The 17717-nt window shown below is 65.5% G+C and carries 12 protein-coding genes; 10 read left to right on the top strand and 2 right to left on the bottom strand.

Going from position 1 to position 17717, the window contains the following annotated elements:
* From HMPREF2792_RS00575 to HMPREF2792_RS00555, 5 genes are all read left to right on the top strand, one after another.
* Window positions 1–8949, top strand: a complete 8949-nt coding sequence (locus HMPREF2792_RS00575; RefSeq protein ID WP_070530095.1) for a type I polyketide synthase — start codon at window positions 1–3, stop codon at window positions 8947–8949.
* A 97-nt stretch (window positions 8950–9046) separates the two neighbouring features.
* Window positions 9047–10042 carry a substrate-binding domain-containing protein gene (locus HMPREF2792_RS00570; protein WP_070525334.1) on the top strand — a complete coding sequence of 332 codons (996 nt, stop codon included), beginning with the start codon at window positions 9047–9049 and terminating at the stop codon, window positions 10040–10042.
* Entirely contained in the window at window positions 10039–11097 is a 1059-nt protein-coding gene (locus HMPREF2792_RS00565) for an ABC transporter permease (RefSeq protein WP_070530017.1), read from the top strand. The genes HMPREF2792_RS00570 and HMPREF2792_RS00565 overlap by 4 nt, the downstream gene beginning before the upstream one ends.
* Window positions 11098–11099: 2 nt before the next feature.
* Window positions 11100–11852, top strand: a complete 753-nt coding sequence (locus tag HMPREF2792_RS00560; RefSeq protein ID WP_070522342.1) for an ATP-binding cassette domain-containing protein — start codon at window positions 11100–11102, stop codon at window positions 11850–11852.
* 10 nt (window positions 11853–11862) lie between these two features.
* Window positions 11863–12285 carry a holo-ACP synthase AcpS gene (locus HMPREF2792_RS00555; protein ID WP_070530014.1) on the top strand — a complete coding sequence of 141 codons (423 nt, stop codon included), beginning with the start codon at window positions 11863–11865 and terminating at the stop codon, window positions 12283–12285.
* 35 nt (window positions 12286–12320) lie between these two features.
* Here the strand turns inward: HMPREF2792_RS00555 and HMPREF2792_RS00550 are convergent, their stop codons facing one another.
* Both HMPREF2792_RS00550 and bcp read right to left on the bottom strand, forming a co-directional pair.
* On the bottom strand, window positions 12321–12959 hold the full coding sequence (locus HMPREF2792_RS00550) for a TetR family transcriptional regulator (RefSeq protein WP_070530012.1): 639 nt from the start codon (window positions 12957–12959) through the stop codon (window positions 12321–12323).
* Between the two features lie 3 nt (window positions 12960–12962).
* Complete coding sequence (gene bcp, locus HMPREF2792_RS00545) at window positions 12963–13433, bottom strand: thioredoxin-dependent thiol peroxidase (RefSeq protein ID WP_070530010.1); 471 nt, start codon at window positions 13431–13433, stop codon at window positions 12963–12965.
* A 187-nt stretch (window positions 13434–13620) separates the two neighbouring features.
* Here bcp and HMPREF2792_RS00540 point away from each other — a divergent pair, with 187 nt between their 5' ends.
* The 5 genes from HMPREF2792_RS00540 (at window position 13621) to HMPREF2792_RS00520 (ending at window position 17692) form a co-directional block, all read left to right on the top strand.
* Window positions 13621–13899 carry a DUF3618 domain-containing protein gene (locus HMPREF2792_RS00540; protein WP_010191207.1) on the top strand — a complete coding sequence of 93 codons (279 nt, stop codon included), beginning with the start codon at window positions 13621–13623 and terminating at the stop codon, window positions 13897–13899.
* A 268-nt stretch (window positions 13900–14167) separates the two neighbouring features.
* On the top strand, window positions 14168–15316 hold the full coding sequence (locus HMPREF2792_RS00535) for an ABC transporter substrate-binding protein (RefSeq protein WP_070530007.1): 1149 nt from the start codon (window positions 14168–14170) through the stop codon (window positions 15314–15316).
* A 2-nt stretch (window positions 15317–15318) separates the two neighbouring features.
* On the top strand, window positions 15319–16434 hold the full coding sequence (locus HMPREF2792_RS00530) for a FecCD family ABC transporter permease (RefSeq protein ID WP_209167932.1): 1116 nt from the start codon (window positions 15319–15321) through the stop codon (window positions 16432–16434).
* Window positions 16425–17186 (top strand): ABC transporter ATP-binding protein, encoded by a 762-nt coding sequence (locus tag HMPREF2792_RS00525; RefSeq protein WP_070530004.1) that lies wholly within the window; start codon window positions 16425–16427, stop codon window positions 17184–17186. The genes HMPREF2792_RS00530 and HMPREF2792_RS00525 overlap by 10 nt, the downstream gene beginning before the upstream one ends.
* 11 nt (window positions 17187–17197) lie before the next feature.
* Window positions 17198–17692 carry a 2'-5' RNA ligase family protein gene (locus tag HMPREF2792_RS00520; protein WP_070530001.1) on the top strand — a complete coding sequence of 165 codons (495 nt, stop codon included), beginning with the start codon at window positions 17198–17200 and terminating at the stop codon, window positions 17690–17692.
* Window positions 17693–17717 lie beyond the last annotated feature (25 nt).

The following is a 17717-nucleotide window of genomic DNA, read 5'->3' as shown; positions in this document are numbered from 1 at the left end:
GTGTCTGATTTTCACGTCTCTGCGCCTTTGTCGCCTTTGTCCGCGCGCTTGGGCTCCGAGCCCTTTGCGCTGTCTTTCTCCGGTCAGGGTTATGCCTGGCTGCCGACGTTGCGCGATGCCCTCGCCACCGGCGTCCGACCCAAGATAGCGGCGTTCCTCTCCGCGGCCGAGGAACTCCTCGCCCCGCTGGAGGAGGAGCTTCTGGCTGCTGCTCCGCACGGGTTTGCCCCTTTGGCCTGGGCAGACGAGGAGCCGGCGTGGGCGCACGCGCTTGCCGACGCCTCGCTTTCCACCCCCGGCATCCTCACCGCGCAGCTAGCGGTCCTCGAATCACTGCGTGCGCAGGGAATAGAACTCGAGGATGCCGTCACCAGCATCGGACATTCCCAGGGCGTGCTTGCCGCGGCGGTCGTTGAGGGACGCATGAGCCCAGCCGAGGCTCTGGCGCTGGCACGCCTCATCGGCGCGGCCATGACGACTACTGCACGCAGTGCTGGGCTGGTCCGCACCCCGCAGGGCGCGCCCATGGCGGCGGTGACCGGCGCGACGAAGCAGCAACTACGCGACGCCGGCGCCCACATCGGACTCGATAACGGGCGGGGGCGCTTCGTCATCGTCGGAACCCCGGCTGAACTTGCCCGGGTGAAGGCCGCGCTGCAGGAGAACACGACTCAGGCGGAAGGGGCGGAAGGGAAGCCCGCCGCAGTTACCGTTTCCGACCTTGACGTGTCAGCTGCTTTCCATCATCCCACCATGCAGTGTGCGGTGGACCAGGTGGAAAGCTGGGCAGCTCGGATCGGACTGGAACCCGAATCCGCCGCGCAGCTCGCGCGGGCAGTATTGACCGATTACGTGGATTGGCCCGAGCGCGTTGACATAGCGCTTCAGGCCGGGGCGCGTTGGATTCTGGAAATCGGGCCCGCCCGCGGGGTGGAGCTGCTGACTCGGGAAATCGTCGCCGGGCGCGGTGTAGGCACGCTGGCCGTCGCTGCATCGGAAGGGTTGGCCCAGCTCGTGGAGCCGGGCCGCGCACCCATTTTGCCTCGCGCGTGGTCCGAGTGGGCACCGCGCGTGGCGGACGGGCGTCTGGTGACTGCCTTTACGCAGACCACCGGATACTCACCGGTCATGCTCCCCGGGATGACCCCCACCACGGTGGACCCGGGCATTGTTGCCGCAGCGGCCAACGCCGGGCACTGGGCGGAGCTGGCCGGCGGGGGTCAGCACACCGATGACATCCTGCAGGAGAACCTGCATACCCTGCGCCGGCTGCTAAAGCCAGGGGTGAACGCCCAGTTCAATGCGCTGTACCTTGCGGCTTCCCAGTGGCGCCGCCAGATTGAGGGGCCAAACTCGATTCTGCGAGCGCGTGCCGCAGGAATGCCCATCAATGGCGTGGTGATTTCCGCCGGCATTCCTCCTGTGGAGGAGGCGGTAGAGCTGGTGGAGAAGCTCCACGCCGCGAACATCCCTTGGGTCGCCTTCAAGCCGGGAACTTCGGCGCAGGTGGAGGAGGTGCTCCGCATCGCCGATGCTCTCCCTGATACCACCATCATCATGCAGCTGGAAGGAAGCGCGGCCGGTGGCCACCATTCCCTAGAGGGCCTTGATGAGGTCCTTGTTGCCACCTACGCGCGGATTCGTGAGCGCGACAATGTCCTCCTCGCCGTTGGCGGGGGAATCGGCACCCCGGCGCGTGGCGCGGAGTACCTCCTGGGCACGTGGGCGCAACGCTTCGGCCTGCCCGCAGCGCCAGTCGACGCCATCATGGTGGGCACCGCTGTCATAGCAGCGAAGGAATCCACCGCATCCGAGGCGGTGAAGCAGGCTCTTGTCGCCGCGCGCAGCAGTGACGTTGTGTCGGGCCGCTCGGACCTGGGCGCGGACATCCATGAGCTGGACAATTCCTTCGCTCGCGCCGGGCGCCTGCTGGATGAGGTGGCCGGTGATGTTGCGGCCGTGGAGGCGCGCCGCGCGGAGATCATTGAGGCCATCGGGCACACGTGCAAGCCCTACTTCGGGGACCTCGATGAGATGTCCTATTCCGAGTGGCTGCAGCGCTACCTTGAGCTGTCCTACCTGGATGGCTGGGTCGATGAATCCTGGTTGAGGTGTTTTACGAGCATGGTGGCTCGCGCCGAAGCCCGCCTTCACCCGACCGATCACGGCGAGATCGAGCTGCGCGTTGAGGTTGATCGCGAGAACCCTGCCGAGGCAGTTGCTCAGCTAAGCGAACTCTACGGTGACGCGGCGCTGCACCCGACCGACGCCGCGTGGTTCATTCAGCTCGTGGATGGTCCGGGCAAACCCGCAAACTTTGTGCCGGTCATCGATGCTGACGTACGCCGCCGCTGGCGCCGCGATACCTTGTGGCAGGCCCACGATGAGCATTACGACGCCGACGAGGTCTGCATCATCCCCGGCACGTCAGCCGTTGAGGGAATCGCGCAGGCCAACGAGCCGGTGGCACAGATACTCGACCACTTCGAGCAGGCGGCGCTTGCGCTTCTCGACGCCTCCGACGAAGAGTTCGACGAGGTGCTTGCGGGCGAGCTCAACATGAGCGACGAAGAGATCATCCGCCGCGCCCCGAGCCTGAATTGGGCCGGGCGCGAGCAGCCCAACCCGCTGAGCCTTGGGATTGATGGCGCCGAACTGGAAGCTGCGGGCGAGGAGGCCATGTGCTTGACCGTTCCTTTCCACTCCGATGCGTCGATGCGTGTTCGCATCACTCCGCCGAGCATTCCGGGTGCCTCACCACTCGTTAAGGTCGAGGATGCCGAGACCGCCATGCGGGAGCTGCTGCGCCAGGCCCTCGGCGGTGATCTTCCGGACGTTAGCTCCGGGACCGCGACGGTCAGCGCTCACCTCAGCACCACCGACATCGCCCACTACAGCGCGGTGACGAGCGGGGAGATAAGCGCTACTGTCTCGCCCGATGTCCTCGTCGGCCCCGCCTGGCCGGCCACCTTCGCCGTGCTGGCCAGCGCCCATGCGGCGTCCGGGGAGCCGGTAGTGGAGGGCTTTCTCGACCTGGTCCACCTCGAGCACGCGCTGAGCCTCAAACCAGATACCTGGGAGCTGTTTCTCACTAGCGCAGCCCCAGGCGCTGAGCCCTTGGCACTGAGCTACACCGCAGAACTGAAACACGTTCGCGATACACCGTCGGGGCGCGTAGTCGACGTTTCTGTCGGCGTGGCTGCAGCCGTGCGCGGAGAAGAACATGAATTCGCGCAGATGCACGAGCGCTTCCTTATCACCGGGCGCCGCGGTGACGCCGCGCTCGAGACCGTGGGCGCCGCAACTTATGGTGCACAAGAAAGCGGGGCGGAGACAGTAGAGTCATCGGTCCGTGAGACACCGCGCTCCTTCCGCCACCGCACCAGCGTGGTGGCACCGGAGTCCTTGCTGCCTTTCGCCGTGGTTACGGGGGATAGGAACCCCATCCACCTGTCATCGAACGCGGCGGCGCTGGCGGGACATCGTGAAGGCCCCATCGTCCACGGCATGTGGACCTCGGCGCTCGCGCAGGCGGCCGCGGCTTTTGACGGCGCCCGCGTCCTCGACTGGTCCGCTACCTGGCTTGCACCAGTGCTTCCGGGCAGTGAGGTGGAGTTCGAGGTGGAACGGGTGGGCGTCGACAAGCGGCGCGGCTACGGTGAGGTCCGCAGCGTGACCGCCACCAGCCAGGGCGTGCCGGTGCTACAGGCGCGAGCAACGATGAGCAGCCCCACTACCTTCTATGCCTTCCCCGGCCAGGGCATCCAGTCGCCGGGGATGGGGATGAGGGACTATGCGGAATCCGCAGCAGCCCGTGCGGTGTGGGAGCGCGCGGACAAGCACACGCGGCGCAGCTTGAGCTTCTCCATCCTGGAGATTGTCCGCCACAATCCCGACACCGTGGTGGTGGATGGTGAGACCTTCACGCACCCAGACGGGGTGCTTTACCTGACGCAGTTCACGCAGGTGGCCATGGCCACCCTGGGCTGCGCGCAGATCGCGGCACTCAAGGAAGCTGGGGTTCTCGATAGTGGTGCCTTCTTCGCTGGCCACTCGGTGGGCGAGTACAACGCACTGGCCGCCTATGCCGAGGTCCTGTCGCTGGAGGCGGTGCTGGACATCGTTTATGTCCGCGGGTTGACCATGCACCGTTTGGTCGAGCGCGATTCCGCTGGCCAGTCCCTCTATGGTTTGGCGGCGCTGCGCCCGCACAAGATGGGGATGAGCGCGGGCGAGGCTTTCGCCCATGTCGCCCGCGTGGCCGCGGAGACGGGTGCGTTCCTCGAGGTGGTCAACCACAATATTGCCGGGCGCCAATACGCGGTCGCCGGGACGAAGGCGGGCCTGGATGCGCTGGCGAGCGACGCCGAGCAGCGCGCCCCCGGGCAGCGTGCCGTCATCCCCATCCCGGGGATTGACGTGCCCTTCCATTCCTCCCGCTTGGTGGGCGGCGTGGCGGATTTCCGCGCGCACCTCGATGCACTCATCCCTGAAGAGATTAACCTCGACGCGCTGGTGGGGCGCTATATTCCAAACCTCGTGGCGCGGCCCTTTGCGCTGAGCCGCGAGTTCGTGGAGGCCATCGCAGAAGTGGTGGATTCGGAGCCCATCGAGGAGATCCTCTCGGATTTCGATGGTGCCATGGCATGCCCGGCGCGCCTAGGACGAACCCTGCTCATCGAGCTATTGGCCTGGCAGTTTGCCTCCCCGGTGCGCTGGATAGAGACCCAGGACCTGATCCTTGGGCAGCTCGGCGTGGAGCGTTTCATCGAGGTTGGCGTTGGCACCGCGCCGACGCTGACCAATATGCTGGGCCAAACACTGCGCCTGCCCCAGTATGCGGGCAGCGCAGGCATTGAGGTGCTCAACTATGAGCGCGACCGTGGGCGGGTCTTTGCCGAAGACGCCGAGACGGCACCCGAGTCAGCAGCGAAGGATTCTGCGGACGCCGTCGAAGCACAGGCAGATGAGCCTGAGTCGAGGCAGCCAATTGAGAGCGCACACCGGGAAGACTCCGTGCACGCCCCGCGCGAGGAGGCCCCAGCCGCCGTCGAGGATCTTCCGCTCAGCGTGCACCAGGCTCTTGAGATGCTCATCGCGCTGTGGACCAAGGTCCGGCCTGCTCAGATGGCCGCGACCGATTCCATAGAAACCCTCGTGGAAGGCGTGTCCTCCCGCCGCAACCAGTTGCTCGTTGACCTCGGCGTGGAGTTCGGTATCAGCGCCATCGAGAATGCCGCGGACGCACCCATCCCGCAGCTGGCGGAGAGCGTGGCGCAGCGCGCGCCGGGCTATGCAACGTTTGGGGAGGTCCTCGCGGAGCACGTCGCGCAGGCGCTCACCCGGCTGACCGGGCCCGCGGGCAAGAAGCCGAGCTACGTGGCCGAGCGCGTGAGCACTACCTGGGGATTGGGCCCGGGCTGGGCCGATCGCGCTATTGCACAGCTGGTCCTGGGCACGCGCGAGGGCTCGTCACTGCGCGGCGGGGAGCTGGCCAGCTTGCCCATGACCGGTGCGGCATCGGTTGCTGAGCTCGATGCGCTGATCGACGCCTCCGTGCGCGCCGCCGGCGAGCGCGAAGGAGTCTCGCTGCAGAAGCAAGCTTTGGCCACGCCGACCGAGACCGTGGACCCGGAGGCGGTGCGCGCCTATACCGAGGGCCTCGAAGCGGCGCTGGAGGACTCCGCCCGCGCGGCACTCGCCGCCCTGGGCCGCGAGGAGACCGCGACTGAGCAGGGGGACAGCGCTTCGCACACGGAGCTGGAGCAGCTCGTTGCAGCGGAGCTCGGCCCGGACTGGCAGCGACAAGTCGCCTCCGCTTTCGATGCGCGCAAGGCAGTGCTTCTCGACGACCTCTGGGCCAGCGCCCGCGAGGACATCGCCCGCGCGGCCGCCGCCGGGGAAGCAGAGCCCGAGCTGGACGTGCTGGGCACCGGCGAGGAGGTTGCGCTCCTGGCCGAGCACTTCGGCTACGAAGACTTAGCTCGCGATGCCCGCACCCCGGCCGACGGATTGCTCTTCGCCGGACAGGTGGCCGTGGTGACGGGTGGCTCGCCGGGTTCGATTGCCGCCGAGCTCATCGGCGAGCTGCTCGCGGAAGGAGCGACCGTGATCGCCACGACCTCCCAGCTAAGCCACGAGCGCCTCGAGTTCTATAAGCAGCTCTACCGCAGCCGGGCCGTCGGCGCGGCAGCACTATGGGTCGTTCCAGCGAACCTCAATTCCTTCGCGGACGTGGACGCGCTCGCGAAATGGATTGCGGCGGAGCACACCGCCACCGTGGGTGGTGAGTCCGTGCGACTGAAGCCGGCTTACGTGCCAGATCTCCTCTTCCCCTTTGCCGCGCCGCGTGTGGCCGGCACTCTTGCGGATGCCGGGGCGGGGGCGGAGTCCCAGATGCGTCTGCTGCTGTGGTCGGTGGAGAAGCTCATCGCGTCGCTGTCCGGCGTAGGCGCGGATACACATGTTGGCCACCGGCTGCACGTGGTGCTTCCGGGCTCGCCCAACCGCGGGCGCTTCGGCGGCGACGGCGCCTACGGCGAGGCCAAGGCGGCCCTCGATGCATTGGTTAACCGCTGGTCTTCCGAGCAATCCAGCTGGGGCGCGCGCACCTCGCTGGTGCATGCCCAGATCGGGTGGGTGCGCGGCACCGGCCTGATGGGCAGCAACGATCCGCTGGTTACTCAGGTGGAGGCCCGCGGCGTGCGGACCTTCTCGGCGAAGGAGATGGCGGTGCAGCTTATCGACGCCACTGCTTCTTCCGACATCCGTGCCCAGGCAGCGTCCTCACCACTGAGCGTGGACCTCACCGGTGGGCTGGCCGAGGCCGAGCTGGACTTTGCAGCGCTGGCCCGTGCGGCGCAGTCCGAGAACAGCGACGCATCGCGCGTAGCCGGTAGTTTGTGCGAAGGGAAGGCGCCGCGAACGGTAAAAGCCCTGCCGAACGTGCTCAGGCCTGCCGAGTGCACCAGCCCAGACTTCAATGGCGTGACGCAGTCCCTCGAGGACATGGTGGTCATCGTCGGGGCCGGCGAGCTCGGCCCGCTGGGTTCATCGCGTACTCGCTTTGAGGCGGAGGTCGGCGGGGACCTGTCTGCTGCTGGAGTGCTGGAGCTGGCGTGGAGCCGCGGGCTCATCAGCTGGGATGAGCGCACAGCCGGATGGCTGACGGCCGAAGGCGAGGAGATAGCCGAGGAAGACGTCTACGCGCGCTTCCACGACGAGGTGCTCGCCGGGATTGGTGTGCGTCGCTTCCACGATGACTTCGGCCCGCACCTGCCCATGGTGGATAACCTCGCGCCCGAGCTGACCACCATCTACTTGGAGAAGCCACTGAGCTTCACTGTGCAGGACGAAGAGACGGCGCGCAGCTTCGTCGACAGCTGCGAGGGCACTACGCTGCGCCGCGTCACTGATGCGACCGGTGAGGATGAATGGCAGGTCACCCGGGCCGCGGGCTCGTCGGTGCGCGTACCGCGCCGCGTGGCCATGACCCGCTTTGTGGGCGGCCAGATTCCGGAGGGCTTCGACCCACAGGTCTACGGCATCCCCGCGGACATGGTGGATAACCTCGACCGCCTCGCCCTGTGGAACCTCGTGTGCGCTGTGGAGGCCTTCCTGTCAGCGGGCTTTAGCCCCGCCGAGCTCTTAGCCCACATCCACCCGGCGCGCGTGAGCTCCACCCAGGGAACCGGCATGGCAGGCCAGGAGGCGCTGCGCTCGCTGTACGTCGATAAGCTCTTGGCCCAGCCGCGGCCCAATGACATCCTCCAGGAAGCGCTGCCCAACGTCATTGCCGCGCACGTGATGCAGTCCTATGTCGGCGGCTATGGCCAGATGGTGCACCCCGTGGCCGCCTGTGCCACGGCGGCAGTGTCGGTGGAGGAGGGCGTCGACAAGCTGCGCCTGCGCAAAGCGGACTTCGTCGTGGCCGGCGGCATCGACGCCCTGTCGATTGAGGGAATCACCGGGTTCGGGGACATGGCGGCCACGGCCGATAGCGCGGAGATGGCGGCGAAGGGGATTGAGCATCGCTTTTTCTCCCGCGCTAACGACCGCCGCCGCGGCGGCTTCGTGGAATCCGAAGGCGGCGGAACCATCCTGCTTGCGCGGGGAACCTTTGCGGCCGAGATGGGGTTGCCGGTGCTTGGCGTGGTGGGCTTTGCCGAGTCCTTCGCCGACGGCGCGCACACCTCCATCCCCGCGCCGGGCCTGGGCGCGCTCTCGGCGGCGCGGGGTGGGCAGGACTCCCGCCTGGCCCGCTCGCTGAAGGCCCTCGGCGTGGGCGCGGACGATATTGCGGTGGTGTCGAAGCACGATACGTCCACCAACGCCAACGACCCCAACGAATCGGATCTGCACGAGCGCATCGCCGCCGCACTCGGCCGCAGCCCCGGCAACCCGCTGTATGTGGTTTCGCAGAAGAGCCTGACCGGGCACGCCAAGGGCGGTGCCGCCGCCTTCCAGCTCATCGGTCTGACTCAGGTGTTGCGTAGTGGAGTCCTTCCGCCGAACCGTTCGCTTGATTGCGTTGACCCCGTGCTGCGCCGCCACCCGCACCTGGTGTGGCTGCGCCAACCGTTGGACCTGCGCTGCACCCCGCCGAAAGCCGGCTTGGTGACCTCCCTGGGATTCGGGCATGTCTCCGCCCTCATCGCGCTTGTGCACCCGGGTGCGTTTTATGCCGCGCTGGTTCGTGAGCGGGGTGAGGCCGAGGCCGAAGCATGGCGCTCAGCCGCCGCCGAGCGGGAGCGGTGTGGCTTGCGGCGCCTGGAAAAAGCCATGCGCGGCGGGCCCGCCCTGTACGAGCGGCCGGTGAGCCGCAACCTGGGGGCGGGCACAGCCGCCGAGGTAGCTGAACGCGAGGCTGCAGTGCTGCTAAGCGAGTCCGCGCGACTGCGCGGAGGCACCCTGGATCCGGAGGGAGGAAGCACAGCTCAACGGGGGTAGCAAACCGTGGAGTATCCCCAGCTTGTACCCTCTGGAACGATAAAGAAGCAGGTCAGACGTGTTGGAGAAGTCCCCCAATCTGGGGCACCATGCAAGGGTGAAAAATGCTAAGAAACCACTGCTAGGTCTCATCTCGGTCGCTGCCGCCGCCGTGCTTACAGCATGTTCGGCCACCGGTGGCGCGCCCCGCCCCGACGCTGACGGCGAGCTAGCCGGTGGCGTCGACACCGAGCGCCTTGTCGTCGCCATGATCTCCCACGGCGCGCCGGGGGATACCTACTGGGACCTCGTGCGCAAGGGCGCGGAGGATGCCGCCCGCAAGGACAATATCGAGCTGCGCTACTCCTCGGACCCGGAAGCGCCCAACCAGGCAAACCTGGTGCAGTCCGCCATCGACTCCGGCGTGGATGGCATCGCCGTGACCATGCCCAACTCTGGTGCGATCGGGCCTGTGGCCAAGAAGGCTTCCGATGCCGGCATCCCGACCGTGGGGCTTAACGCCGGCATGGATGATTACCAGAAGTATGGAATGAGCGCCTTCTTCGGCCAAGAGGAAAAAGTGGCCGGCACCAAGGCCGGCGAGCGCCTCAAGGATGAGGGCGCCAAGCACGTCTTGTGCGTTATCCACGAGCAAGGCAACTCCTCGCAGGAGTCGCGCTGCGCCGGCGTGAAGAAAGGGCTGGACAACGGCAAGGTTGAGCTTCTGTACGTCAACGGCAAGGATCTGACTGCCGCGCAGTCCACCATTAACGCGAAGCTGAGCCAGGATCCCTCCATCGACTGGGTCATGGCGCTGCAGGCCTCCGTGGCTATGCGCTCCGCCGACGCGGTTGCCGACGCCTCCTCCAAGGCCAAGGTCTCCACTTTCGACACCAACGCCGAGCTTGTCGGCGCCATCGCGGATCAGCGTATCCAGTGGGCCGTCGACCAGCAGCCCTATATGCAGGGCTACCTCGCCGTCGACTCGCTGTGGTTGGCGCACCGCAACGGATCCACCATGGGCGGCGGCCGCCCCGTCTACACCGGCCCCTCCTTCGTGGATTCCACCAACGTGGACATCATCTCCGAATCTGCTAAGGAAGGCCTGCGATGAGCGAAACCACGACTGCATCCGACGAGGCACTATCCAGCCCTTCCGATACCCGCCTGACTCGCCGCAGCGGTTTCGCGCGCCTCATCCGCCGCCCGGAGCTGGCCAGTCTGCTCGGCGCGGTGGTCATCTTCGTCCTCTTCATGATCGTGGCGCCCGCCTTCCGCTCGGTGGAGGCCTTCTCTACGGTGCTTTATGCCAGCTCCACGCTGGGCATCGTGGCGTTGGCGGTGGGCCTGCTCATGATTGGTAATGAGTTTGATCTGTCCTCCGGTGTGGCGGTGACGTCCGCGGCGCTTGTGGCCACCATGCTCAACTACAATTTCCACCTCAACTCGTGGGTGGGCGTGGGCCTATCCCTGCTGACCGCGCTAGCCATCGGCGCGCTCAACGGCTTCCTTGTGGTGCGCACAAAGATCGACTCCTTCCTTATTACGCTGGCGGCTTTCCTCATGCTGCAGGGGCTCAACCTGGCGATTACCAAGCTGGTGACCGGCCAGGTGGCCACCCCGACCATCGCTGACATGGAAGGATTCAGCTCGGCCCGCGTCATTTTTGCCGGCACCATCCACATCGGTGGCTTGAGCATCCGCGCCACCGTCATCTGGTGGATCCTCTTCGTCGCCATTGCCTCGTGGGTGCTGTACAAGACGCGCTGGGGAAACTGGATCTTCGCCGTGGGCGGCGATGATGAAGCCGCCCGCGCCGTCGGCGTTCCCGTGCGCCGCGTCAAGGTGGCGCTGTTCATGCTCGTCGGCTTCGCGGCGTGGTTCGTGGGCATGCACACCCTCTTTGCCTTCGACTCCATCCAGGCCGGACAGGGCATCGGTAACGAGTTCCTCTACATCATCGCCGCGGTCATTGGCGGCTGCTCCATGACCGGCGGGCGCGGCACCGCGGTGGGCACCGCCATCGGCGCGCTCATCTTCGGCATGACCAACCAGGGCATCGTGTACGCCGGCTGGAACCCCGACTGGTTCAAGTTCTTCCTCGGTGCCATGCTGCTCTTTGCCGTGCTGACGAACACCTCGGTGGCCAACTTTACGAGGAAGCGATAACCATGATTGAGCTGCACGATATTTCCCAAACCTTCGGCAACTTCCACGCCCTGCGCGGCATCAACCTTTCTGTGAAAGAGGGCGCGGTGACCTGCGTGCTGGGTGATAACGGCGCGGGCAAGTCCACACTGATCAAGATTCTGGCCGGACTTAACCAGCCCACCGGTGGCACCATCACCGTCGATGGGGAAGAGGTGAACTTCACCAGCCCTCGCGATTCCCTCGACGCCGGTATCGCCACCGTGTACCAGGATTTGGCGTTGGTGCCCTCGCTGTCGGTGTGGCGCAACTTTTTCTTGGGACAGGAGCTCACCGGGGCGTTGGGGAGCTTGCGCGAGGAAGAGATGAAGCGCATTACGCACGAGCAGCTGTCCGAAATGGGCATTGAGCTTGGCGACGTCTCCGTGGAACTCTCCGCGCTCTCCGGCGGTCAGCGCCAGGTGGTGGCGATTGCCCGCGCCATCTACTTCGGCGCGCGCTACATCATCCTGGACGAGCCCACCGCAGCACTCGGCGTGAAGCAGTCGGGCATGGTGTTGCGCTTTATCGACGCCGCCCGCGAACGCGGCATGGGCGTGGTCTTCATTACGCACAACCCGCAGCACGCCTACCTCGTGGGCGATCACTTCATCGTGCTCACGGTGGGGCAGATGTCGCTGGACGCTTCTAAGAAGGAGGTCACGTTGCCGGAGCTGACCCAGTGGATGGCGGGCGGCGACGAGCTGGAGGAGCTCAAACAGGAGCTGGCACGCTAAGCTTGCCCGCATGACAAAAAGTGGCGTGAGCGTGGGCACCGACCTAGTGCATATCCCGTCCTTTGCCCAGCAGCTGGAGGTTCCCGGCACGCGCTTCGCGCAGGTTTTCAGCGCTTCCGAACTGCGCGTGACGCAGGCCCGGGGGCTGAGCGGTGCTGCCCGCGCGCAGCACCTGGCGGGGCGCTGGGCGGCGAAGGAGGCCTTCATCAAGGCGTGGTCGCAAGCGCTTTACGCGCACCCGCCGGTCATCGCAGAGGAAGCCGTGGACTGGGCGGAGATTGAGGTCCGCCCGGATGCGTGGGGGCGCGTAGCACTCGAGTTGCGTGGTGAGATTGCCCGCCTCGCGCGGGAGTCCTTGGGGGATTTTTCAACTGCGCTGTCCATCAGCCACGATGGTGACTACGCCACCGCCATTGTGTACCTTTCGCGCTAAACACGCCTGGTCGCACCTGACTTCGCTGGGTGCGGCTAGGCGCTCGTGGCAATGGCGAAGAGGTAGGCGATGAGCATGCGCTTAATCTCTTCCACCACGCCATCAAAGCTTTCCTCGGAGCGCATGGTGCTGTAGTTGAGCAGGGAGACCACGGTGTGGACGAGGAAGGCGGCGATCTCCACACGGGCATCGGCGTCCATGCCCTGGGCAAGAGGCTCGATGATTTCCGCGATGGGCTTGAGCAAGCTGAGCTCCGTATCCGCAGCCGTGGCGCGGGTCGCGGGTGTGGACTGCACGGCATGCCACACCGCTCGGCGCGAGGGGTCGTTGCGCCAAACACGAGCCATGTGGTCGATGAATTCTTCGAGGAAGTCCGGCCATTGCAGGGCAGGAACGCGCTGGGAAAAGCGCTCAACCTCAGCCAACATCTCCGCGGTGTCTTGGCGGTCGAGCTCGCAGATCAGCACGTACTTGTTGGCGAAGTACTGGTAGAGCGTGCCAATCGGCACTTCCGCGCGGCGCGAGACTTCGTCGAAAGTAAAGGACTCGAAGCCATAGTCCACGAGCGTCTCCCGCGCGCAGGACAAGATCCGGTCATACTTGGCCCGGCTGCGCGCCTGCGCTGGGCGACGCCTCGGGACCAGAATCTCCGGTGACTTCGAGCTGGATTCCACGGTTTAGTTGAGCCCCTTAAGCACGCGGGCGACGTGGCCGGTGGCCTTGACATTGTACATGGCTTGGCCGATCGTGCCGTCCTCTTCCACAAGGAAGGTAGAGCGGATAACGCCTTGGACGATTTTGCCGTAGTTCTTCTTCTCGCCGAAAGCGGCATAAGCCGTCATGACTTCCTTGTCGGGGTCAGACAGCAACGGGAAGTTCAGCTCGTGGTCCTCGCGGAACTTTGCCAGTGCCTCGGGCTTGTCAGGGGAGATTCCCACCACGGCGATGTTCATGCCATTGAGCTGCTCCAGGCTGTCGCGGAAGTCGCAGGCTTCCTTCGTGCAGCCAGGGGTGTTGGCGCGCGGGTAGAAGTAAACCACGACGCGCTGGCCAGCATAGTCACTCAGACTTACGGTGTTGCCGGCATCATCGCTCAAGGAAAAAGCGGGAGCCTTGTCTCCTACGGATAGTCGTTGTGCTTCAGTCATGCTGTCTACCTTACCGTGCCCTACGGGGAGGCTATCTGGCGAATCTACGCCACCGAGGGTGAAACAAACGTTGGCCAACTCTGCAGGGGAGCTGGCGGTCAATGTAGAATGTCGACGTTAGAACCACAACGGTTAGAAAGACACTAACCGCAACAACACCGAACGAAGCCAAATTCAGGAGATTCACGTGGCACGCAACATTGATGATATCCAGCGCGACATCGAGCGCACCCGCCGTCAGCTGGCTAGCACCTTGGATGAGCTGGCTGATCGCAGCAAGCCGCAGAACTTCGTCGAGGACGCTAAGGGCGCGGCAACCCAGAAGCTGCAGGAGCGCAATGTGCAGATGGCGCTCGCCGGCGTTGGTGCAGCCGTCGTAGGCCTTATCGCTTTCTCCGTTTTCCGCTCCAAGCGCCGCAAGTCCGATATCAAGGAACTGCAGCGCCTGCTCGCTGAGCGTCGCTAGAGCCGGTTAGCGCCGTTGGGCGCGACTGCATACCTAGAGGCCCTGCCTTGGGAAATACCCCGGGGTGGGGCATTTTTGTGCTCCGTATGCGTTACTGGAAGCATTGCCTACCCTATGCAGGCTTTGGTTAGTCTTACCTGTCTGTGTAGTATGAACCTCCGAACAGACCATAAGACCAAAGTTTGAAGGAGAAATCGTGCTTCACGTATCGACGCCTGCAGGCCAGGCATCCCGTCCGCGCGCCGGGCGAGTAGTAGGGGCGTGCGCCATGGTGGCGGCGCTGGCCAGCGCGCTGGCGGGCTGTGCCTCCGACAATGCCGATGCCGGCAGCGAGCAGGCCACGGGAGCGCAGGGGACTGCCGCTGTGAGTTTCACAGACCTTGCCGGCCGCCAGGTGGAGCTGGACCACGCGCCGGAACGCGTCATCCTGGGAGAAGGCCGCAGCGTCTTTGCCACCGGCATCCTCAACAAGGAAGACCCGCTGGACAAGGTCGTGGCCATCGGATCGGACCTGAAGCAGAATGTGCCCGACTACTACCGCGAGTTGGAAAAGACCACGCCCAAAGTCAACGAGCTGCCGGAAATCGGCGGCTTCACCAAGGGTGATGTCACTGTGGAGGAGCTCATCAGCCTCGACCCGGACCTCATCGTGCTCTCCAAGGATCAGTACGAGGCCTCCCAGACCGCTGGGCTCACCGACAAGCTGGATCAGGCCGGCCTGACCTATGCCGTCACGGACTTCCGCGCCAAGCCCTTGGAGAACACCATTCCCACCATGGAAATCTTCGCCGATATCTTCGGCCACGAGGACCGCGCGGAGGAGTTCATCGCGGACTGGCAAAAGAACGTGGATCTGGTAACCGAGCGCGCCACGAAAGCGCAGGACAAGCCCTCCACCTTCGTGTGGCGCGCAGCGGGTGTCTCCGATTGCTGCGGCTCGTGGAATGACTCCAACATTTCTGAGCTGGTCAACGTCGCCGGTGGAAAGAACGTGGCAGACGGCATCATCGAGGGTGAGTCCGGCGCGCTGACCCCGGAGAAGGTCATCGACGCCAATCCCGACATGATCATCGCCACCGGCGGCGACTGGTCCGCCAAGGTCGATAGCGCAAAGGGCCACACCGGCTTCGCTGCCGCCGGCTATGGCATCAGCGAAAAGGATGCCCACGAGAGCGCCGCTTCGCTGGCCGGCGTTCAACCTGGTTTTGAGGACCTCTCCGCCGTCAAGGAGCACAACCTCCACGGCCTGTGGCACCAGTTCTACAACTCGCCCTTCAACTACCTGGCGCTCCTCCAGATCGCCGCGTGGCTCCACCCAGAGGACTACGCAGACGTCGACGTTCAGCAAGAATGGGCCGAAGCCCAAGAGAAATACTCGCCCGTCCCCGGCGACGGAACCTTCTTCAGTACCAACTAGTCATGAGCATTCTCACCTCAACCGCGCGCTCGGCAAGCCCTGAACGGACCACGCGCGCAGAAACCGCGGTGCTTCCCGTGGAGGCCCTCGCACGCGAGCACTCCCGCGTGACCCGCCGCCGTATCGCCATCGTCGCCGGGCTTATCGTCGTAGCACTCGCCGCATTCGTTCTTAGCGTGATCGTTGGCGCCATCGACCTCACCCCGGGGCAGGTGCTGCGGGGGATGGTGGATCCGGGAGGCGTCGACAAGCAAACGCGTACAGTCCTGTGGAGCCTGCGCCTGCCTATGGCCGTCATGGCGCTGCTTATCGGGGCCAGCCTGTCACTGGCTGGCGCGCAGATGCAGACCATCCTGGATAATCCGCTGGCGGAGCCCTTTACCCTCGGCATCTCCGCGGCGGCTGCCTTCGGCGGAGCCAGCGCCATCGTGTTGCGTTGGCAGCTTCTGGCCCAGCCGCAGTTCAACCTCGCACTCATCGCGTGGCTGTCGGCGGCGCTGGCCACAGCCATCATCGTCGTTGCCGCCGTTATTCGCGGTGCGAAGTCCGAGACGATGGTGCTGCTCGGCATCGGCCTCGTCTTCTTCTTCCAGGCCATGCTGGCGCTCATTCAATACCGCTCTTCCAGCGAGGCTCTCCAGCAGATCGTCTTTTGGTCCATGGGTTCGCTCACCCGCGCTAGCTGGCAGGCCAACGCCGTGCTGGCCGGCGTGCTTGCGGTAGCCTTGCCCATCCTGGGAGCGCTGTCGTGGCGGCTAACGGCGCTGCGGCTTGGTGACGCCCGCGCCACCGCCCTCGGTATCAACACCTCCCGCCTACGCGTGATTGTTCTCGTCGTGGTCTCGCTCGTCGCGGCCACCACCGTGGCTTTCGCCGGCATCATCGGATTTATCGGCCTAGTGGGCCCGCACATCGCGCGCATGTTGGTGGGTGAGGACCAGCGCTACTTCGTGCCGGCCTCCATGGCCGCGGGCGCGGCGGTGATGTGCGCCGCCCACGCGCTCAGCCTCCTGATTAAGCCCGGGCTGGCCATCCCCATCGGCATCGTCACCTCGCTTCTGGGCGTGCCATTCTTCATCGCCATCGTCATGACTCGGAGGAGGGCATTGTGGACGTAGAACTCACCATCACCGATCTATCTGCCGGCTATGGCTCGCGCACGGTGGTGGACGGGCTGAGCCTTCCCACCCTGCGCGGCGGGCAGGTCGTGGGGCTGCTGGGGCCGAATGCGTCCGGCAAGACCACCACCATCAAGACGCTCGCTGGCGTGCATCGCGCGCGGGGCGGCACGGTGGACTTTCGCGTCGACGGCCAGAGCCCGCGCGGGCAGCGGCGCCGCCAGCTCATTGGCTATGTGCCGCAGGGCCTGCCGCACACCGCGGCGCTGCGCGCGTTTGAGGCGGTGCTGATTGCGGCGCGGCGCGAAGCGTGCGAGGACCCAATCACCCGCACCGCCGCGGTCCTGCACTCCATGGGGCTCGACGACATTGCGCAGCGCTACCTCAACGAGCTCTCCGGCGGCCAACGCCAGCTCGTCGCCGTGGCGCAGATGCTGGTGGGGACCCCTGGGCTCATGCTTCTCGACGAACCCACCTCCGCCCTCGACCTCAACCGGCAGCTCTTCGTCTTGGGCCGCGTGCGGGCAAAAGCTCGGGAGGAAGGAAGCCTCGCGTTGGTGGCGATTCATGACATCAACCTGGCCGCCCGGATGTGCGACCAGCTCGTCGTGCTCCATGGTGGCAAGGCCTGCGCCCATGGCGCGCCGGGGGAGGTGCTCACGGAGGAGCTCTTGCGCGAGGTCTACGGCGTAGAGACGGATGTGCTGGACCACCGCGGGCAACCCGTCGTGGCGCTGCGGGAGGTTAGTTAGACTCGGGCCGTGTGAGCCGAAATTCGCCCGAAAACCTCCTGTTGTACCTCACCCCAGAGGATGAAAATACCCTCCGGGACGTCTATGCTGCCCTGGCTCAGCGTGGCTTTCCGGTGCAGCACCAGCGCCCGCACATTACGGTGACGTTCGCGCCGGCGCTCGAGACCGCAGTCGTCGACGAGGCCCGCAACCTGCTCCCGCCGCTTCTGCCCGCGGCCTTTCGCCGCGTGGGCACGGTGGTCTTTGGGACGAAGAGTAAACAGACCGTGGCGTGGCTTTTAGAAACCACGGATGAGCTGGAATCTGCCGCGCGCCGCCTCAGTGCCTCGAACCCGGAGGGGAGAGGCCCGCGGTGGACCCCGCACCTGACGATGGGGCTGCGGCTGCCGCGAGCGATGGTGCCGGAGTACATGCGGGCGCTCGATGAAATCTCGACCTTTGAGCACAAGGAATTCACGGCGGCGCAGGCCGCGTGGTGGCGGCCCAAGACGCAGCAGCTGGCTTAAGGGACATTTCGTGTGGATAAACCGA

The organism is Corynebacterium sp. HMSC068H04 (assembly GCF_001811255.1).
GTDB classification, from domain to species: domain Bacteria; phylum Actinomycetota; class Actinomycetes; order Mycobacteriales; family Mycobacteriaceae; genus Corynebacterium; species Corynebacterium hesseae.
The sequence above is the reverse complement of the archived record's forward strand: the minus strand, read 5'-3'. Positions and strand labels throughout refer to the sequence as shown.